The following is a 20,620-nucleotide window of genomic DNA, read 5'->3' as shown; positions in this document are numbered from 1 at the left end:
TTTATAAACAGTAAATACATAACTGATATAATTTCACTAAAAGTCAATTGAATTAATAGGAGAGAAAACCCTATGCTATCCAGTATGAAAAAGTTCTTCAAAGAAGGTTCTAAAGACTTGAAGAGAATTTATAAGTTGGTAGAAGAAGTGAATCGGCTAGAGGGTAAATATGAAAAATATTCAGATCTGGAATTAAGCGGAATGAAGAATAGATTTAAAAGCATTTTGGATGCTGGTGATAATATTTTGGATATACAAGCCGAAGCTTTTGCGGTCGTGAGGGAGGCTTCCAAGCGAGTATTGAATCTTAGGCAACATGATGTTCAGCTTGCAGGCGGTTTTGTCCTGAGTGAAGGGGGCATTGCCCAAATGAATACGGGCGAGGGGAAGACGCTTGTCTCTACATTGCCTAGCTATTTACATGCACTGTTCGGTAACGGTGTGCATATTATTACGGCCAATGAATATTTGGCCAAACGTGATAAAGAGTTAATGGGACAAATTCATGAATTTCTAGGTTTGACGGTCGGTTTGAACATTTCCCAAATGGGACCTTCCGCGAAACGTAAAGCATATGCGGCAGATATCACGTATGGGACGGCAACAGAGTTCGGTTTTGATTATTTGCGTGATAATCTGGTTTATCGAAGGGAAGACAAGGTTCAAAGAGGACACCGATTTGCCATTGTCGATGAGGTTGACAGCATCTTGATTGATGAAGCGAGGACACCATTAATCATTGCGGGCAGGGCAAACGACGGAACCGAGCTTCACCAGATCACGGCGCAAATCATGAAGACATTTATAGAAAAGGATGATTACGAGATTTCTATCGAGTCAAGGTCCGCCTTCTTCACGGATCAAGGTGCTTCCAAGATTGAAGAGGCCTTTGGCATCGACAATCTGTATGGAATGGAGCATCAAGAGTTATTACATAATGTTACTCAGGCGCTGAAAGCGCGGGCAATCATGAAATTGGATGTGGACTACATTGTCTTCGATGGAAAGATTGCAATCATCGATAAATTCACAGGCAGGGTGATGGAAGGGCGAAGCTTCAGTGACGGGCTACATCAAGCCATTGAGGCAAAAGAGGGATTGGAGATTTCCGAAGAGAATGAAACACAGGCTATGATTTCCGTTCAAAATTATTTTCGATTATATCATTCAATGTCTGGGATGACAGGGAGTGCCATGCCATCAAAGTCTGAATTCCAGGAAATATATCAGCTCCCCGTCATTGAAATTCCAACTAATGAGCCTATTATTCGACTGGATGAGGTTGATTTGCTTTATATAGATGAAACAAGCAAAATCAACAAAATCGTCACGGAAGTAAAAAGGATTCATGATGGAGGCAGACCTATCCTAATCGGGACGACCTCCATTGAGCAATCTGAAAAAATTTCGGTTCAACTGGATAATCGGAAAATTAAACATCAAATCCTTAATGCGAAGACGGAAGAGGATGAAGCGGAGATCATTGCGAATGCCGGCCAAAAAAAACAAGTGATGCTGGCTACGAACATGGCTGGGAGAGGAACGGATATATTACTTGGGAATGATGTCAAGGAATTGGGCGGCCTTCATATTATCGGGACGGAGCGACACGAAAGCCGTCGGATCGATATGCAGTTAAGAGGACGTTCCGGGCGGCAGGGTGATCCTGGTTCAACACAATTCATCATTTCTTTGGAAGATGATTTGTTTAATTACTATGATGAAGAAGAAATGGGACGTTATATCAAGAGAATCAAAACGGATGAAAATGGGTTGGTGCTGGGCCCTGCACCCGATAAATTCGTTAAAATGGTTCAGGAAACGGTAGAGCAGATGCATCAATCAAGCCGATATCACTTATTGAAGTTGGAACATGCATTAAATGAGCAGAGTAAAATCATCTATGCAATGAGAGATCGGGTTCTTGATATGGAGCCTGAACGGATGTCGGCCATTTTACTTGACTACATCGTAAAATACATTACTCGCCTCACAGTGAAATATGATCGTGAACATATAGCGGAGCCTGACTCCTCTGCCTTAATTGAAGAGCTAACCTTTGTTTTGCTGTCGTTAGGTTGGCAGGAAAGTGATTTGAAGGATATAGAAGGCCAAATTGAAGGAAGGGTGTTGGAGGCTTTAGCTGAATGGGAATCGGGACTGGTGATCTTTCAAGACGATGCAGAATGGGGAAACCAGTTGCGCGCTTTCATGCTGCAGCACATCGATACAAATTGGATGAACCATTTAGATGAAATGAACAGTTTGAAGGAAGGCATTGGTTTAAGTGAATATGGTCAGCAGGACCCATATGCGTTGTTTGAAAAAGCAGCTCTCAGTCAATTCAACCTTCTATTAAGTAAAATTGAGGCGGAGATAAGCATCCGTTTTATGGAATATATGAAAAGCAATCAGCAAGATGCAGCTTCTTTGGAGGGGGAGGAACGATGAGTTTATTTGGAAAAAGGGATAATGCAGCTTCAGATGTACCTAAGTTAGCAAATCATGATGACACCGTTCATACTGTCCTGATGTTTCACAGGGGGTGGGATATTTCCAAGCAAGAGGAATATGTATATAAATTCCACCATCAAAGGCTGCCTGCATTAAAACCGAACCAAATTTCAATATCCGGCATCAAGCTGACTAGGGTGGAAGATGATGTCATCATAGAGGCTTTTCTGCGAAGTTCAATAGAGAAAGCTGTAAGTTTTGATATCGTGGATTTACTGTTAGTTGATGGAGATGGAAAATTCCTCGCAAAAAAGACATTCGATCTTTCAGAGCTTGGTGAGCTTCCAGCACTTTCATGCATGCCATGGCGTTTCTTGTTCGAGGAAGGTGATATTTTGGCGGAATCGATTCCTGATGAAGGTTGGAAGATTGCTTTTGAATGGAAGAGAAAGTAGAAAAACAACTGCATGAGTCTAGAAGCAATCGGCAGCTTTTTGCCGGAGTGCCAAAGCAAAGCCCTCATCCTTTTAGTGATGAAGGTTTTTTGTTTATAAGGGAAGTCAGTAGCACCAAATATTTATGCCATTTTCTGTGTGCAATTTCTCATAAATGGCAACGCTAAGTAATATTTATAAGTAATCTTCCGCAATCTAGCCTAACCAAGGCTTGGAAATAATGAAGAGGAAAGTGGCAGGAGCATGAAGAATAACCGTAATCAACGCTTGAAGGAGAGGCTATTTGAGTTATTGTCATTCTCAATCGTGGCCATACTTTTCATTTATACGAATGATAGGATGGGTAACGATCTTTCTATTGGGATCATTACGATAATCATCGGTGTTGCCGGTTTTATTGTTTATCTGAAGGAATGGATATCGAATCGAATCATAAAGGGTATCATTTTTTCAGTTTTCCTTCTTTCGATCATGGTCTTTTTCCTTGGGGACATCTGGTTTTATCGTTATTATTCGACACCTATAACATCCTATATGTGGATGCAAAAAAGCAATTTGAATGGGCTTGGTGAAAGTATATTCAGTATGATGGAAATCAAGGATGCAATCTTTCTTCTGGCAGGCATTCCAATTGCTGAATCTTTTGTGAAGAAAAAATACCCCCTCAAGCATATGGCACTTGTGCCGGCCGTAATATTCCTGATGATAGCAGGATTAAAACCGGTCAAGCATATCTTTATCGACAAAGTCGATATAACCCGTCGTTATGAGGCAAATACCTTTTTGCGAAACTGGGGTCCTATCGGTCATCACGCATTGGATGCGTATGCCTATTTTACTGACTCGGGAAGGGATGAAATGTCTTCGGAAGAAAAGAAGGCCGTTTCTGATTACTTCAATAAAAAGAAAAGAAAGGAAAATGCCCTTTCAGGATCCTTGGAGGGGAAGAATCTCATTATCATCCAGGTGGAATCTTTACAGGCGTTTCCGCTCTTTCAAACCAATGCCGGGCAGGAGGTCACGCCATTCATGAATGAACTGGCGAAAGGGGGATTGTATTTCCCGCATGTATATCCGCAGACGGTATTTGGAAATTCATCTGATGGAGAGCTTATCGTGAATACCGGACTATTTCCTTTAAAGCAAGGTGCGACCTTTTTTCGGTTCCCTTATAATGATTTTCCTGGTCTTGCCAAGGAATTAAAGAAGTCGCATTATCAAAGTTTTGCTTTCCACGGAGATGAAGAAGACTTTTGGAATAGGCAGCATGCATATCCCTCGCTAGGTTTTGATGACTATCTTTCCATAGAGGATATGAAGCAGGATGAGATGATTTCGATGGGCTTGGGAGACCGCAGTTTCTTTAATCAAAGCTATGATTTCTTAAAAGATAAACAAAACCCCTATTACGCTTTTTTCGTTACTTTGACCAGCCATGTACCTTTTTCGCTGCCGAAGGAACAGATAACAATGAAGCCTGAAGTTGGAAAAGAAAATAGTTACCTGACTAAATATTTCGAAGCCATTCATTATACAGATTCAGCTATCGGGGATTTCGTGAAGAAGTTGAAGGATGACGGGAAATTGAAAGACAGCGTAATTGTCATTTACGGAGATCATGATGGGCTATTCTTAAAAGATAAACACGAAGTTGAAGCGTATTACGGTAGTAAAATTAGCGATGAAGAGTGGATTGAAAAATATATGCCCATTCCCGTGATCATTTATCAGGAGGATATGGAAGGGAGAACGATAGATAAGGTGGCGGGCCAAATCGATATTCTGCCCACTCTATATGATCTGTTCAATATAAAGGGTTCTTCATACTTTGGAGAGAGCATGCTGGATGGCGAAGAGGGTGATGCCTTGATATTAAAAGGGGATTATGGTTCTCAAATGAAAGTAAATGGGGAAGGCAAGGTCGAAGGATTTTCACCAAAAGATCAAAAGGAGATTGATCTGAGTGATCAGGTGATACGTTCCGATTACTTTAAAAAAATTGAGAAAGAAGTAAAAAAAGAGGATGACCGATAAAAGTCATCCTCCTTCCATTATAATCCCAAATGTGCTTTAACACGATTTTGGGCTTCAAGCTTTGTATCTTCTGGAACGATGTTGTACCAAACGCCATCTACCCGCTGATTGTCACCTTCAAGTGTATATTGTTCAATATTTTTGAGGGATGATTTGTAGTTATTTTGAATGCTCAACATTTGATTGAAACTTAAATTGGTTTCCACGTTTTTACCTAAAGCTTCGAATATATCGTCATAATTGGTAAGTGTTGATAGGCTTGCGCCTTTTTTCATGACAGCTTGGATAACTTGGCGTTGCCGCATTTGTCGTCCATAATCCCCGCGGGGATCTTCTTTACGGATTCGGGAATAAATCAAGGCCTCTTTACCATTTAAGTCAATTGTACCTTTGTTGAAGGTATATCCTTTATAGGCAAGGTCCATATCATTATCGACTGTGACACCACCAACGGCATTCACAATATCCTGAAAGCCTTCCATATTCATTTTGACGTAATAGTCAATCGGAATATCCAAATAGGATTCCACTGTATTTATCGACATGGCCACTCCGCCATATGCATAGGCATGGTTCATTTTATCATTTATACCTTTACCGACGATCTCTGTACGCGTATCTCTCGGTAAACTCAATAACTCAATCGATTCTTTTTTAGGATTAACGGTCATGACAATCATCGTATCTGATCGACCTGAGTCATTTTTTCTTTCATCCACACCAAGAATTAGTAATGAAAATGGATCTTGGCTTTTGAACTTGATGTCCTCTACACGTTTATCCGTTTTATGGGCTGTGCCCTGCATAGTGCTGATCGCACCGGCTAATGATTGATATACTGAAGCGCCATAAACACCTGCGCCAATGATAAGGATAAGAAGGGTGAAGCCGATTATTTTAAACGTTTTGCGTTTCTTTTTCTTTTTTTTATGTTCGGATCTCATTTAATATTCCTCCCTTAACCATCCCACAAAATGGAAGGTGTGAAAAAGTACCTAGTCGGTATTTTTAACTATACCTTTTTTTTGTCAAAAATAGAATAGTTTCTTTTTGTAGGTAGAGTGCATATTTACCTTTTTTCATTCAAAAAAACGAAGGATTCTGAATTCCTTCGTTTGCACAGCATTCAATTGTTTTCCAAAATTGTATAGCAGAGTTAAAGAAGTTATGATTCTTTTCATAAATTTGCCAGACTTTAAGAGAAAGTCTGGCAAGTAAATCTTATAAACTTCTATAACCGATGATTTTACTTTTGAAATAAGAGTTTGAAGTGGTACTGATCGTTACTCCCTTACTTGATGAGGCATGAATGAATTCCCCGCCGCCCAAGTAAATTCCCATATGGCTTATGACTGATTTATTGGAACCCGTTGCAAAGAAGATAAGATCGCCGCTTTTCGGTGAAGTAACTTTTTTGCCCATATCATAATAGGTGGATGATGAAACCCTTGGAACATCATACCCAGCCTTCTTGAACGTATAGTAGATGAATCCGCTGCAATCGAATCCTGATGGGGAGGAACCCGCCCACGAATAAGGTGTGCCGATCAATTTCTTTGCTTCGGAAACGAGCTTGGCCACTTTGTTTCCTGAACTTGGGGCTTCCACTTTTCCACCATCGTTTTTATCTGCAGGGGCAGTGCTTGCCGATTTACTTAATTTCAGTTTTTGCCCCACTCTAATTAAATCGGACTTTAACGAGTTGATTGATTTAAGCTGGGCTACGGTCATGTTTGTTTTTCTGGAAATCTTGGAAAGAGTATCACCTTTTACCACAATGTATGTAGACGAATTTGCTGGGGTCTGTGTACCACTGGATGGTTTGGAGCTGCCGGGTAAATCAATGGTAGTGGTGGTGGTTGATTTGGATACGATAAGTTTGGCGCCTGCATAAATTCTATCGGATTTTAAGTTATTCATTTTCATCAATTCAGCAAGTGTAAGGTTATGCTTGTTTGCTATCCTGGTTAAGGTATCACCTGAAACAATGGTATATGTGGTTTTCTTTGTTGTTTTCACGGAAACTGAAGAAGCATTTGATGTTGTTTTGGAGTTGGGTGTAATTAATTTTTGATTGATTCTCAAGAAGTCTGATTTTAAGTTATTAAGCTGTTTTAAGTCTTTTACCGTCGTATTATGCTTCTGGGCGATTTTACTTAGGTTATCACCGCTTTTGACTGTATATGTACCGGCAAGGGCAGGAGAAACAAAAGTCGAAGATAAAATGGCTAATGTCGAAAATGCGACAACACTTTTTTTCACGGTTTTCCACCTCAAATATGTCTTTTTCCCTATTCTAACAAAATAAATGGTTTTAAACATATTACATTTTTGTTACAAGGGGAAAATAGTAGTATTTTACTGGTTTATATTGGTGGCGCTTGAGTATTGTAATCTACAATATTTTCTATATTGTGAGTCTTTTTTCGCATTTTGGAGTTTCGCCTTTCTCTTTGTCATTTTCTGTAAAAATGTACCTTTTTTTGGGGGGTGAATTCCTGCTCAGTGTTTATGGAAAAATTGAAAACCCACTTCGTTTTACGAAGTGGGTGGTTTATTTAAAAAGGAAATCAACTAAATTCCTGCTTGATTTTCCCGTGGAGTATTCATTCCATTTTTGGTTAAAGGAAGCGATCTTCATTAATGAATGATCGGCGGTACGGATTTTCCTCAAGAGCTCTTCTGTGGTGAATACCACGGGTCCGGGCATGGAAGAAGAGTAATCCTCCCAGAATCCCCGTTCCTGCACATACTTTTCTAAGTCATATGCAAAGAATATCATCGGTCTTCCCAAAAAAGAGAATTCAAATGGAATCGATGAGTAATCGGTTATTAAAAGATCCGTACTGATCAGCAGTTGATTAACGTGAAAGTCACTATTGACAGGGAAAATGAATCCCGGGAATTTATCTTGTAAATCATGCTCAGCTTTTACAGCTGGATGCAGCTTTAGTAATAACGCATAATTTTCGCCCTTAAGTTCCTTGTAGAGCAATTCCAAATCAAGAGCAATCTTTCCGTTGTTCAAGCCGTCATTACGAAATGTAGGGGCATATAACATGATTTTCTTATGCTCAAGTTCTGGATACTTGGCCAGCAAAGCATTACGGGCAGTCCTTTTTGATTCATCATTAAAAAAGAAATCGGTCCGAGGTATCCCGGTCCTTAGGATATGGGATTCCGGCAGTTGGAAACTTTCTTGATAAATCTCGGCCATTCTCTCTGAACCTGCCGTAACATAATCGAATTTATCATATACCTCAAAAAATCTTTTCCTTGCACCGGCTGAACGGTTTTTAATGGAAGGGTCTTTTGCTCCGAATTGCTTTACGGCACCGGCCGCATGCCATACTTGCACGCATGTCACTTGCTTTTTGAATGAAATGGCTGAAAGAAAGCCAAAATAATTATCGATGATAATCCATTTTGATGTAGCCAGATGATAAATCGATCGGATCATGGCACTGATATTTTTTGATTCAAACGGAAGGACGATGGTTTCCCCATCGTCCTTAACTTGTATAGAACTGCTTGATTTCATTAAAAATACTTTTTGAACGGAAATGTCCTGCTTGTCCATTTCATCTGCGATATATTGGCAATTGTCCCCGAATGATGTGACAAAGGTCGTTTTGTCATATAAAGGGAAAAGTTTAAAGATAGAGAATAAAACTTTGAAACAAAAAAGATAAACCCCTATCGCAAATTCTTTAGCCATTAGTAACTTGTAGAAGGTCATCTTTAATTTGGGAAGTCGAAATGCCGATTGTCCTTGGAAGGTAGACCACTTCACAAACTTCGGATAATTCATCGAATTGGCCTTTCCAGTCATCACCCATTACAAAGATATCCACACCTTCACGAACGATGTCTTCCTTCTTTTGTTCCCAATTGTCTTCAGGTATGACTTCATCCACATAACGAATTGATTCTAGGATCATTTTTCTGTTTTCAAAGCTGTGATAAGCTTTTTTATCTTTTAAAGCATTGAATTCATCCGTAGAAATGGCAACGATCAGATAATCCCCTAAATCTTTAGCACGTTTTAATAGATTGATATGACCCCAATGAAGCAAATCAAAGGTTCCGTAAGTGATTACTTTTTTCATTTTTATTCCTCCTTTAAGACTCTTGAACTGTTATTCAATCAAATTAATATATATTTGGTCTATTAGAATATGAAATGGAACAATAAAACAGGCAACCAGCATTTTAATTCTGCTTGTTGTTTTCCTATATATTTAGGCAATGGCATTCTCTAACTAATTATAACTTAATAGCTTTACAAATAAACCACAATTTTTTTACAAATAAACCACAATTTTTTACATTGATGATTCTTGTAAATATTAATTTTTAAGTTAAAATTAAATGTTGACTAATTTGTATGACACTAAAGGGCATAATAAAGTGTCTATAATTAATGTAAGGATTTATACTAAATGATATTTAAAAATAATTTCCCTCACATTAATGAATGAAGAAAGATTTCATCATTCTTGCAATCAGGAAAAGCCACTCACAATTTTACCACGTTTTAGAGAGAACAACTAGAGGGGCTTCATAAATCCCTGTTTTCTAATAGTGAAAGGTAAAGGACAGAGGATGGTATCTATCGGCCATAAATCTATCGCTTAACTTTTATGGATCCATTTAATGAGGGGAATATATATGCGGTTGACCTGTTTTGAAAGCGTTCACTTTGATAGTAAGAAGACTTCTTTGTAATTGAAAGACATGTTTTTGCTATTCCCTTTCCATTCTGGCAACATGGAAGGACATGCATATGATTTTTGCGGTTTTTTTGTTTCAGTACGACAATGAATCACCTGGTTTTTTTTCTTTTTTGTTCATAAGAGGAATTGAAGGGAAAATACGGGAAATCTACCTGTTTGTTTAATGATATTGAGGAAAAACCAAAAAAAGTTTATGATTTTAAAGTACAATGAATGATTCATTTTTATTTAAATAAATAATTTGTTATAGGTGGTCTAAAATGATTAAAAAGCTTCTTGGAAAAGGGAAAGCAAAAAAAGCGCCTAAAATTAAGCTGAAACAAGTTCTGACCATTGCGCAAGAAGAAAATATGCTATTGATTAAAGGAGAATTCTCAATAGAACATTATTGCGCAAAAGAACTATGGCTACATTCTAGGGAAAATGAAGATCAAAAAATAAAAATAGCTGAATCAGTGAGCTCGTCTAAATTTGATTTTAAAGTAGATATGAAAGATTTAATGAGGAAATTAGCAGATGATGAACCGACTGTTTATGACTGTTATATAAAGGTAGCCGTTCCGATTGAAAAGCTGAGCAAGAAAACAATACTTAATATCGAACATAAAGCTGAATATGTAGAAGAGAACGAACAGGTTCATATTGAATTTCCAATTCGTCTAGGGCGTTTTCAGGAGACGTACACGAACAATTTAAGTATTTTCACCTATGAAGATAAACAAAGTATATTCTCGATAACGAATAAAGGAAATATATCTCTTTACATCAATAAAACCCCTAAAATTCAGATTAAGTCTCAAATTGAAAAGATCAAAAACAATTCGAAGACCATGCAGGTTAATGGTCAAATCTTCACCAAGCATTCCGCGATCATAAAAGGTGAGGGCCTAGTTAGAGGAAGACAAAGTGGCAAAGAATATCAGGCCAATCTATCTTTTATTCATAATAAGGAAATGAATATTAAGAAATTTGGACTGAATCGTTATATATATGATTTGAAATTGGATTTAGAACAATTAGTCAGTGTGGACTTGGAAGATGATGTCTATGATATTTACATGAAATTACATTTGCATGATCAGGAAGAACCAAAAATGGTACGCGTCGGAAGACCAACCACGAGAACTAAATTATTTACAAAAAAGAACGATGTGAGCTCGAATAATGGAGTGGCCATCATCAATCCATATTATACCTTTAAAGCATCCAATTTATCTTTGGAAGTGTTTAACTTCTCTACGGAAAGTTATCGATATTTAAAAAAGATGATGGGATGGAGGCGTTTTCTGGCCCTATTTAAAAAGAAAAAGGATGTTTGGCTAATTGGTGAAAGAACTTATAAAGCCCAAGATACCGGATATCACTTTTTTAAATATATGAGGGAAAACCACCCTGAAAAAGAAGTGTATTATGTAATAGAAGAAAATTCCGTGGAAGCCAAGAACGTCGAGCCCTTTGGAAATATCCTTTATTTCAAGTCAAAGGATCATATTAAAAAGACAATGGAATCGACACGTATCATTTCATCACATCATCCGGATTATTTATATCCTTTAAGAACATCTGAATTTAAAAATCGTGTTAAGGGAGTTAAAGTATTTCTTCAACATGGTGTTATGGGCACTAAGAACATGGTTGCAAACTACGGCAAAAATGCATCCTCCGGTTTTAGTACGGATGTTTTTCTAGTTAGTTCAGACTTCGAAAAGGATATGATCGTAACGGATTTTGGATACAACGAGAAGGAAGTATTCACGACCGGACTTTCTAGGTTCGACTCACTATTTAAGGATGATGTTTTAACAAAGCGGCAATTACTGATCATTCCGACATGGCGAGATTGGATTACATCCGATGAAATATTTTTGGAAAGCGAGTATTTCGAAAGGTATCAGAACTTGGTGAATCACCCGGTTTTACATGAGTTATCTAAAAATAATGGGTTTGAAATCATTTTTTGCCTTCACCCTAATATGCAGAAATTCACGTCTTATTTTAAAGATGCCCCTGTTCGGGTGATTAGTCAGGGTGAAGTGGATGTCCAAAGGTTAATTAAGGAAAGTGCGATTATGATCACGGACTATTCAAGTGTTGCTTTCGACTTTAGTTTCCTGCATAAACCGGTTATTTACTATCAATTTGATAGAGATCGTTTCATAGGGAAAAGACCGTCACATTTGGATTTGGATAACGATCTTCCGGGTGAAATCGTTGATGAATTGGATGGATTGTTAGGTGTATTAGCCGAATACGCTAACACTGATTTTGTCATGAAGAAAAAGTATATCGATAAGGCCAACCGTTTTATTAAATATCGGGATGTCCATTCTAATTCAAGGATATTCGAAGTGATTAAACATGCAGAAAAAGATCAGAATTCACTTATTAAATTATATAACCACCCGATATCAAAACTCATTATGAATCGATTTAGGAAAAGTGAACAGTATTTCCCTGTCATGAAAAAAGTTTATAAAATCATGTCCAGGGTCATACCGGTTGACCGGAACCTTATTCTTTTTGAAAGTGGGATAGGGAAGCAATTCTCCGATAGCCCCAAATATATTTATGAAGAACTGGTCAAAAGGGATAATAAATATAAAAAAGTTTGGGTGTATAATGGTAATTTACCGATAAAAGGAAAGAATACGAAGCTGATCAAACGCCTAAGCCCGGAATATTATTATTATTTAGCCAAAGCAGGTTATTGGATAAATAATCAAAACTTCCCTACTTATTTAAGGAAAAGGAAGGAAACGACATATATTCAGACTTGGCATGGAACCCCTTTGAAAAAAATGCTGTTTGATATCGATAATATTCAAGGAAGAGACGAGGGGTACTTGAATCGGGTGCATGGTGCAACGAGAACTTGGGATTATTTAATATCACCAAGTCCATACGCATCCAAAGCCTTCAGAAGTGCTTTCAAATATGAAGGGGAAATATTGGAAACGGGATATCCGAGAAATGATTTGTTTTACAAGGAAGATGCTTCAATGGTTGCCGACTCAGTGATGGAAAAACTGAAGATACCAAAAGGAAAAAAAGTCATCTTATATGCTCCTACATTCCGGGATAATCAAACTTCGAAAAATAATAAATTCATTTTCGAGCTGAAATTTGATTTGGAAAGAATGAAGGAAGAACTAGGGGATGAATATATCCTGTTGTTAAGGATGCATGTTGTTATAAGTAATAATCTGAGCATTCCGAGCGAATTCGAGGATTTCGTGATAAATGTATCCAATTATTCAGATATCCAGGAACTTTACCTGATTTCTGATATATTGATTACGGATTATTCTTCCGTAATGTTCGATTTTGCTAATACTGCCCGGCCGATTTTGTACTACACGTATGACTTGGAAGATTACAGAGATAACATCCGCGGATTCTATATGGACTTTGAAAAGGAAGCACCAGGTCCATTTTTAAAAACGACTGAGGAGATTATCGATACTATTACCAATATTGATGAAATAAACATGCAATACAAAGAGAGATATGGTTTATTTAGAGAGAAGTATTGTGGAATAGAGGATGGTAAAGCTACACAGAGAATCGTGGATAAATTTTTTAATGATTGATTCCTTAAATAAAGGGTATTGTTGCTTTAAGTAACTGGTAACTGGCTGCCTGATAGAAACATCTATGTTACCTCTACTTAAAAGGAGGGAATCGTATGAATTTCTTGGTACGTCAAAAGGCGAGGGAACTTTTAAAGAGCGGTAATATTTCAATAAAAAATAACCCTGTTGGCTTAAGGAATAAATTTTTAGGAAAAGAAAAAAAGGTCACTGTAGTCACGGCTGCTTATAATGCTGAAAAATTCATTAGAAAAACGATTGAATCAGTAATAAATCAGACAATGGGTATAGATCAGATTGAATATATCATTATTGACGATTGTTCGACTGATGCTACCAATAAAATCATTCAGGAGTATACAGCTAAATATAAAAATATCTGTTCAGTTACTCTTCAAGAAAATAATGGGTCACCTGGGACCCCCAGAAACATTGGAATAGAGTTGGGAACATCCAAATATATAACTTTTTTAGACGCGGATGATTGGCTTGCCCATGATGGACTGGAAAGCCTCTATAACATCCTGGAGGAAACCGGTGATGATTATGTAGTGGGCAAAACGGTAAAAGTCGAATCTGAGGCAGAGAGTGTCATCGGTGAGTTTGCTTCCATTAAAGAAAGAAGAAGCATCACCCCAATGGATGTTCCGCACTTTTTTTATCATATGGGTCCAACGGCCAGGATGATGAATCTGCCTATGATTAAAGAAAATGAAATTGGTTTTCCGAATATGAAATTCGGTGAAGATAAATGGTTTTTTACTGATGTTTTCTTTAAAGTCAGAGCAGTATCAACTACTAAAAAGCCAATTTATTATGTCAATAGGACTTCAGAAAATCCCTCTTCTTTAACACGTGTTACGAATGTGTTGGAAAAAAGAAAAGCGGATATCGACATAATAAAGTATATTCAATCCAAGGACATTGCCATCGAATTGAAAAAGGTGGCCCTTAACCGGATTTATGAGTACGATATTGTAAAAACGTTCGACAGCCAAACTTTTGTGAAATCCAAGAATAAAGAAGATTTTATAGAAATATTAAGGGAAGCTGTCGAAACTGCGAAAAACCTGTCATATGACTTTAAGAATGAATTTAAGGTGCCTGTTTATAAATTGGCACTTGAATTATTCATGGGCGATCGCATTGAGGATTTCGTAAAGTTATTTGAATGGTTAAAGCGAGATTCCAATAAAAAGTATCATATAAAAGATGGTTTACCATATTATGAACTTCCATTTCTGGAAGACGAATATCGCTTTGTCAGGATACCGATGCTTGCCCGTGCAATGGATTCCTTTATCATGGATAATGTCTATCACCAAAGTTTTGAGATTTATGGTGATGATATAGACAACATAGATTCTGTATTGATACGTGATCGAAAAAGAATGGACAATGAAATCAATTGCGAAGTTCAAATAGACGGTAATATAGGCCAGTTTACTGTTTCTTTAGAAGAAATTGATAAAATGGAAATGTCGTTATTTACAGTGTTCATTCGCTACAATGATTATCAATTGATGAATATTAAAAGGATCCTGAAAAATAAGATGACGTATAATAAGAAAAATGTGGAGTTTTATACAACAGTGGCAAATAATTTGGGACTGGCAATTAAGTCTTTGGAGTAGCTATAGAAGTACGCCAAAAATAAGCTCTCCCTTTTATTGGGTGAGCTTATTTTTAGTTTGAAATTAGCATGGTTCAATGATCATTAATCAATAAAAAGGGAGATCGGATATGTCAAATGAAAAAGTACAAACCTCAAAGAGACCTTCCTTTCTAACGCTAGTTAAAAATAAGGCTAAAGCAATTATTTTAAGAGGATATAAAATGGCTTTTGCATTTGCTGGCACAGTGTTGCCAGTGGACCAGAAGCTTGTCATTTTTGAGAGCTTTTTGGGCAAGCAGTATAGCTGTAATCCCCGGGCGATTTATGAATACTTGCAGAGTAACCATCCTGAATATAAAATGTATTGGAGCGTAGATAAAAAGTATGCAGCTCTTTTCGAAGAGGCAGGCATTCCATATCTCGATCGTTTTTCATTCAGTTGGCTGCTCAAAATGACAAGGGCCCGTTATTGGGTGACGAACAGCAGGCTCCCGCTTTGGATTCCGAAGCCGAAGCACACGATCTATTTGCAAACGTGGCATGGTACTCCACTAAAGAAACTTGCAGCGGATATGAATGAAGTTCATATGCCTGGAACCACAACGGATAAATATAAAGAAAATTTCCATGCCGAATCAAGTAAATGGGATTATTTAATTTCACCGAATGCTTATTCAAGTGAAATCTTTGCCCGGGCCTTCAATGTCGATACCTCTAAAATTCTGGAAACAGGTTATCCTCGTAATGATATCCTTTACAACGGGAATAATCGTGATACAATCGACTCATTGAAACAGAAGTTGGGTATACCAATAGAGAAAAAGATCGTTTTATATGCGCCGACTTGGAGAGATGATGAGTTTTATAGCAAGGGAAAATATAAGTTCGAAATAAAACTGGATCTGGATCGAATGAAACGGGAATTGGGGGAGGAGTATGTCATTTTGCTCCGTCTTCATTATTTGGTTTCTGAGAACTTGGATTTATCGGCGTATCAAGGATTCGCCTATGATTTATCCAGTTACGAAGATATTAGTCATTTGTATCTTATTTCGGATTTATTAATAACCGATTATTCATCCGTATTCTTTGATTACGCAAATTTACAGCGTCCGATGCTTTTCTATGTATATGATATTGAAAATTACAGGGATAAGCTTCGCGGATTTTACTTTGATTTCGAAAAGAATGCACCAGGTTTGTTAGTCAAAACATCTGATGCGGTCATTGATAGTATCAAGACGATGAAATATGAAAATACCAATGATATCAATCATTTTCACGAGCGGTTTTGTGCACTCGAGGATGGCCAGGCTTCACGCCGTGTCGTAGAAAAAGTGTTTTTAGGAAGGTCTGTGTAATTTATGAGTTCAGCTTTGACCGTTTTAAAAGAACAAATCAAACATTTTTATTTGGTAAGGCGTTTATCTGTTTATGAGGTGAAAAGTGCCAACAGCAGTAACTACCTGGGAGTCCTATGGGAAATCATCAATCCGATGATACAGATTGCGATTTATTGGTTTGTATTTGGATTTATCATCTTAAATCGCGGGGATGATTTCCTTCCATGGCTGATGGCAGGGATCGTTGTCTGGTTCTTTGTGAACCCGGCCATAACCCAAACGTCCAAATCCGTCTATTCCCGAATGAATATGGTATCCAAGATGAGCTTTCCGATGAGTGTGATTCCATCGTATGTCATCTTTGCTAAGTTGTATCAGCATCTCATGCTGCTGGGAGTCATCATCATCCTATTAGGGTTTACAGGTTACCTCCCTACACTCTACATCTTGCAACTGCCGTATTATGTTGCAGCGACGGTCTTGCTGTTATTTTCATTGGGTTTAATCACTTCAACATTATCAACCATCATTCGTGACGTTCATAATATCATCGTGTCCTTAATGAAAGTCATGTTTTATTTAACACCAATCCTTTGGGTAATGGATGCTAAGGAACACCCTACCATAGTCAACATCATGAAGCTGAATCCACTATATTATATTGTGGAAGGGTATCGAGCTTCATTGTTGGGGGAATCATGGTATCTGATAGCGCATTGGGAGTATACGCTTTATTTCTGGGCAGTCGTTATCATCTTGTTTATGATAGGTTCCTCGCTGCATGTCAGGTTCAGAGATCGCTTTGTTGACTTTAAGTAAACTGGAAGTGAGAAAATTTGGAAAAATCGGTAATAGTCAAAGATATAACGAAAAAATATAAATTATATAATAAAACCTCGGAAAAATTATTGGATCTCCTTTTGCCTAAAAGCTATGGGGAAGAGTATTTCGCTCTGAGGAATGTTAGTTTTGAAGCAGAAAAGGGCGATGTAATAGGATTTGTCGGGGTCAACGGATCAGGTAAATCCACATTGTCCAATATTATTGCAGGCATTGTCCCGCCTACGGACGGAAATGTCCAAACTAATGGGAAAACGGCTTTGATTGCCGTTTCATCGGGCCTGAATAATCAGTTGACGGGCAGGGAAAACATCGAACTGAAAATGCTGATGCTCGGATTCGATAAAAATCGGATCAAAGAACTTGAGCCTGAGATCATTGAGTTTTCGGAACTTGGTAAGTTCATTGACCAACCGGTGAAATCCTACTCAAGCGGCATGAAGTCCAGGCTTGGTTTTTCCATTTCCGTGCATATCGATCCAGATATCCTGATTATTGATGAAGCCTTATCAGTCGGGGATAAAAACTTTGCTGAGAAGTGTTTAGAGAAAATGAACGAATTTAAGGCAAAGGGCAAAACGATGTTCTTTGTCAGCCATTCAATCGGTCAGATGAAGAAATTTTGCCAAAAGGCATTATGGCTTGAATATGGAGAGTTAAAGGCATACGGTGCCATGAAGGAAGTAATGCCGCAATATGAGGCATTCTTAAAAGAATATAACGCCATGTCTAAACAAGAACAGAAAAAATACCGTGAAGAGCAAATGAAAAGACGTAGTTCCGCACTGGTATGAACGTGAAAAGCAGACCCGGGCTTCGGGTCTGCTTTTTTTTAGTTAAGCACTTCAACATAAGCTTTCTCAAACCGCTCGGCCGCTGAAAGGTGGGAGTATTCACTTTCCATTTTAGACCTTGCTTTCGAAGCTAACTTTGCTGCATATTCAGGGTCTTTAAGCAGAAGGGAGATGGCTTGTGCAAGTTCTTCTTTATTTTTTTCCTCTACTAAAAGGCCATCTTCGCCATCAATGAGAATCTCCTTTAAACCTCCGATTGCGCTTGCAATGACGGGTGAGCGGCAACTCATCGCTTCTAAAGCGGAAATGGAAGTCGCTTCTTCCACCCCGTGGGAATGAACGCTAGGGATGAGTACGATGTCCGATGCTTCATAGAGGTTATGCATTTTCTCGAACGGCACAGAACCCAGGAAAAGTACGGAAGTGGATATATTGAGACTGGCTGCGGTTTCCTCAAGCTGGCTTCGCTGTTCCCCTGTACCTGCATAGACCAAAACCGTTTCAGGATGGTTTTCCAGCACCTCCGGCAAAGCAAGGAGCGGGTAGATGACACCGTTCTTTTCCGTCATTCTTCTCGGAACGAAAAGCATCTTTTTATGTAGCGGTATGTGAAAGTCCCGGCGAGTTTGCTCCCGCTTTGCCATCTCCGGTTTAAAAGCAGACACGTCAATGAAGTTCTTGATCGTATCCGCCTCTATATGTGCCAAATGATTTATATAGTCTTTGATCCTTTGATCGACCGTCACAACTTTTGCAGCGGACTGATAAGCTTTTCTTTCTAGCTCGCGAATGATCAAATCTTCTTCACTGTCCGGAAGAAGGGCTCCCCTGCTGACTGCCTCGAATGAATAATATCCATGGACGGTTTGCACCGTTGGTATCCCGGATTCGATGGAAGCGAGCGTTGCAAAAATGTCTTGGGCATTAATGACATCATAGTTCTTTTTCAGGGCATTAATAGATGAAGCCAATAATTTTTGGCGTTGCCGATCATTGAAAAGCTGGCCGCTCCCCTGTTTTACTTTATTTAATAAAAATCCTGGAGCCTGGGCGAGCATCTTCCTCTTGAAAGCTGGTAATTGAGAGAAAGATAATATGTCCACATTATGGCCCCGTGTCATTAAACCCTTTTTTAACGTAGTGATATGGCTCGATAGCCCTCCTTCATGAGGGTAGTTGAAAATGGTTGTGATTAAAATGTTCATATTGGCACTCCTTCTTCTAATGTATTACTTTGATGATCTGATCCTTTTCATCCCTTGCAGGCTGCTTACTTTAAAAAGAATGGATAGTGAGAGATATAATCCGAATACCAGCAGCGTGATGATCACCAATTCCATGATGATGGGCAACGATAGGGTAAGCGGATGAATCCAGAGAGCGATTCCGTAAATGATGGCTCCGATGATGGTAAGCTTGCCGCTTTCCTGAAAAACATCCCTGAAAGCAGCCTTGTCCGTTCTTCCTGTCTTCAGCCACAGGTAGCCGAAAAGGTAGAGGGATTGCAGGAGCATGGAAATCCCCGATGCTAAAGCAATTCCACCGACGCCGAGATAACGTGATAGAACCCAGCTGAGCAGCACGTTAAGCAAAACGGCAATCAGGCAGGAATACATGGCCACTTTCGTTTTCTTCAAGGCGTAAAAGGCGTTCATCAAATAATCCCTCAGTGCAAAAAACGGGAGACAAGCTGAATAAAAGAAGAATGCCCTATAAGTCATGTCAGTTGCTGAAGCATCGAAAGCCCCGCGTTGGAAAGCCAGAGTGATTAAGCTGTTTCCGCTGATTAACATGACAACCATGAACGGAATCGCTAAAAATAATAACGATTTCAACCCTTTTAAGGTCAAATTAAGGAAAGATTGATAGCCTATAAGCGCGCGCTCGACGATTGAAGGGTACAATACGGTAATCAGCGGCGTGAGGACAATGCTCAATGGCAGCCACAGCAGTCGATTCGCATAGTTCAGGGCCGATACGCTTCCAGTTTCGAGCGAAGTCGCAATAATCCGATCGACGACACTATTCAACTGGATCGCCAAAGCGGCGATAATGATTGGATAAAAGGTGAACAGTGTTTGTGCAATCTGCCTTTTATGGGGCAGGAAAGAGACGATGGGCCGGATTCCGTATTTCTTCAATGATGGGTATTGAATAAGGAACTGGCTTGCTGCACCGAACACAAACCCCCAAGCCAGTCCTTCAATCCCAAAGGGAGCAGCGAACAATACGGTGGCTGCTATAATGACCGTGTTTTGTGCAGTTGAAGTGAGTGCCGGCAAAATAAAGCGCTTATTCGCATTCAGGACCCCCGTCGCCATGTATGAAAGCGTGAAAAATAGTAAACTTGGCAGCATGATCCGGGTCAGTGACTCCGTCAGGGCAAGCTCTGAATCGGAGAAACCCGGGGCTGTCATCATGACGAGCGGCTTTATGAAAATCATGCAGGCAATGGTCAGGACTCCGGCAACCAGCATGAAGAAAGAACCTAAAACACTGATGAATTCATCAGCTTTCTTCGGGTTATCCGCTTTCTTTTCCAAATAAATGGGAATAACGCCGGCCTGAAGACCGCTGCCGAGAGCCGTAAATAGAATGGTTGGTATGAGGCTTGCCACGAAAAAAACATCCGCCATGGATGATGCCCCGAAATAGGCGGCTATGATCGATTCCCGCCCGAATCCGAGGACTTTTCCAATGGCTGCAATAATGGTGACGAGCCCTACCGATTTAATGACATTTGAAAGAGTAGGCATATT

General features: G+C 38.9%; 13 protein-coding genes and 1 pseudogene. 8 read left to right on the top strand and 6 right to left on the bottom strand.

Features of this window, described 5'->3' with window-relative positions:
* Positions 1-72: 72 nt before the first annotated feature.
* The 3 genes from secA to ACZ9AO_RS22390 all read left to right on the top strand — a co-directional run bounded on the left by secA (position 73) and on the right by ACZ9AO_RS22390 (position 4,943).
* Entirely contained in the window at positions 73-2,451 is a 2,379-nt protein-coding gene (gene secA, locus ACZ9AO_RS22400; protein ID WP_476110538.1) for a preprotein translocase subunit SecA, read from the top strand.
* Complete coding sequence (locus ACZ9AO_RS22395) at positions 2,448-2,909, top strand: SLAP domain-containing protein (RefSeq protein ID WP_251540617.1); 462 nt, start codon at positions 2,448-2,450, stop codon at positions 2,907-2,909. Before secA ends, ACZ9AO_RS22395 begins: the two co-directional genes overlap by 4 nt.
* Positions 2,910-3,152: 243 nt before the next feature.
* Positions 3,153-4,943, top strand: a complete 1,791-nt coding sequence (locus ACZ9AO_RS22390) for an LTA synthase family protein (protein ID WP_476110536.1) — start codon at positions 3,153-3,155, stop codon at positions 4,941-4,943.
* Positions 4,944-4,960: 17 nt separating this feature from the next.
* Here ACZ9AO_RS22390 and ACZ9AO_RS22385 read toward each other — a convergent pair whose 3' ends face one another.
* From ACZ9AO_RS22385 to tagD, 4 genes are all read right to left on the bottom strand, one after another.
* The gene (locus ACZ9AO_RS22385; protein ID WP_340878119.1) at positions 4,961-5,887 is read right to left on the bottom strand and encodes an LCP family glycopolymer transferase; all 927 of its coding nucleotides are present in this window, start codon (positions 5,885-5,887) and stop codon (positions 4,961-4,963) included.
* 277 nt (positions 5,888-6,164) lie between these two features.
* The gene (locus ACZ9AO_RS22380) at positions 6,165-7,205 is read right to left on the bottom strand and encodes a C40 family peptidase (protein ID WP_476110534.1); all 1,041 of its coding nucleotides are present in this window, start codon (positions 7,203-7,205) and stop codon (positions 6,165-6,167) included.
* Between the two features lie 292 nt (positions 7,206-7,497).
* Entirely contained in the window at positions 7,498-8,661 is a 1,164-nt protein-coding gene (locus ACZ9AO_RS22375; protein ID WP_476110532.1) for a CDP-glycerol glycerophosphotransferase family protein, read from the bottom strand.
* The gene (tagD, locus tag ACZ9AO_RS22370; protein WP_034315711.1) at positions 8,654-9,052 is read right to left on the bottom strand and encodes a glycerol-3-phosphate cytidylyltransferase; all 399 of its coding nucleotides are present in this window, start codon (positions 9,050-9,052) and stop codon (positions 8,654-8,656) included. Before tagD ends, ACZ9AO_RS22375 begins: the two co-directional genes overlap by 8 nt.
* Positions 9,053-9,939: 887 nt before the next feature.
* On the opposite strand from tagD, the gene ACZ9AO_RS22365 reads away from it, so the two are divergent.
* From ACZ9AO_RS22365 to tagH, 5 genes and pseudogenes are all read left to right on the top strand, one after another.
* A complete protein-coding gene (locus tag ACZ9AO_RS22365) occupies positions 9,940-13,269 on the top strand; it encodes a CDP-glycerol glycerophosphotransferase family protein (protein WP_476110530.1) in 3,330 nt (1,109 codons plus the stop codon).
* Between the two features lie 95 nt (positions 13,270-13,364).
* Entirely contained in the window at positions 13,365-14,903 is a 1,539-nt protein-coding gene (locus tag ACZ9AO_RS22360; RefSeq protein WP_063595744.1) for a glycosyltransferase family 2 protein, read from the top strand.
* 151 nt (positions 14,904-15,054) lie between these two features.
* Positions 15,055-16,245, top strand: a pseudogene (locus ACZ9AO_RS22355) (CDP-glycerol glycerophosphotransferase family protein); the annotation flags it as partial.
* 3 nt (positions 16,246-16,248) lie between these two features.
* Positions 16,249-17,046 carry an ABC transporter permease gene (locus ACZ9AO_RS22350; RefSeq protein ID WP_034315708.1) on the top strand — a complete coding sequence of 266 codons (798 nt, stop codon included), beginning with the start codon at positions 16,249-16,251 and terminating at the stop codon, positions 17,044-17,046.
* A 17-nt stretch (positions 17,047-17,063) separates the two neighbouring features.
* Positions 17,064-17,861 carry a teichoic acids export ABC transporter ATP-binding subunit TagH gene (gene tagH / locus ACZ9AO_RS22345; protein ID WP_476110527.1) on the top strand — a complete coding sequence of 266 codons (798 nt, stop codon included), beginning with the start codon at positions 17,064-17,066 and terminating at the stop codon, positions 17,859-17,861.
* 38 nt (positions 17,862-17,899) lie between these two features.
* On the opposite strand, the gene ACZ9AO_RS22340 is transcribed toward tagH, so the two are convergent.
* A complete protein-coding gene (locus ACZ9AO_RS22340; RefSeq protein WP_476110525.1) occupies positions 17,900-19,066 on the bottom strand; it encodes a glycosyltransferase family 4 protein in 1,167 nt (388 codons plus the stop codon).
* 24 nt (positions 19,067-19,090) lie between these two features.
* On the bottom strand, positions 19,091-20,617 hold the full coding sequence (murJ, locus tag ACZ9AO_RS22335; protein ID WP_476110523.1) for a murein biosynthesis integral membrane protein MurJ: 1,527 nt from the start codon (positions 20,615-20,617) through the stop codon (positions 19,091-19,093).
* Positions 20,618-20,620 lie beyond the last annotated feature (3 nt).

This window comes from Peribacillus sp. TE19612, from assembly GCF_056279465.1.
Note: the sequence above shows the minus strand (reverse complement) of the source record. Positions and strands in the feature narration are given on the sequence as shown.

Bases quoted from the DNA above. Each gene is read 5' to 3' on its own strand.
- ACZ9AO_RS22360 (WP_063595744.1), top strand. From the start codon at position 13,365: ATGAATTTCTTGGTACGTCAAAAGGCGAGGGAACTTTTAAAGAGCGGT.
- ACZ9AO_RS22350 (WP_034315708.1), top strand. From the start codon at position 16,249: ATGAGTTCAGCTTTGACCGTTTTAAAAGAACAAATCAAACATTTTTAT.
- secA (WP_476110538.1), top strand. From the start codon at position 73: ATGCTATCCAGTATGAAAAAGTTCTTCAAAGAAGGTTCTAAAGACTTG.
- ACZ9AO_RS22395 (WP_251540617.1), top strand. From the start codon at position 2,448: ATGAGTTTATTTGGAAAAAGGGATAATGCAGCTTCAGATGTACCTAAG.
- ACZ9AO_RS22340 (WP_476110525.1), bottom strand. From the start codon at position 19,066: ATGAACATTTTAATCACAACCATTTTCAACTACCCTCATGAAGGAGGG.
- ACZ9AO_RS22385 (WP_340878119.1), bottom strand. From the start codon at position 5,887: ATGAGATCCGAACATAAAAAAAAGAAAAAGAAACGCAAAACGTTTAAA.
- murJ (WP_476110523.1), bottom strand. From the start codon at position 20,617: ATGCCTACTCTTTCAAATGTCATTAAATCGGTAGGGCTCGTCACCATT.
- tagD (WP_034315711.1), bottom strand. From the start codon at position 9,052: ATGAAAAAAGTAATCACTTACGGAACCTTTGATTTGCTTCATTGGGGT.
- ACZ9AO_RS22375 (WP_476110532.1), bottom strand. From the start codon at position 8,661: ATGGCTAAAGAATTTGCGATAGGGGTTTATCTTTTTTGTTTCAAAGTT.
- ACZ9AO_RS22365 (WP_476110530.1), top strand. From the start codon at position 9,940: ATGATTAAAAAGCTTCTTGGAAAAGGGAAAGCAAAAAAAGCGCCTAAA.
- ACZ9AO_RS22390 (WP_476110536.1), top strand. From the start codon at position 3,153: ATGAAGAATAACCGTAATCAACGCTTGAAGGAGAGGCTATTTGAGTTA.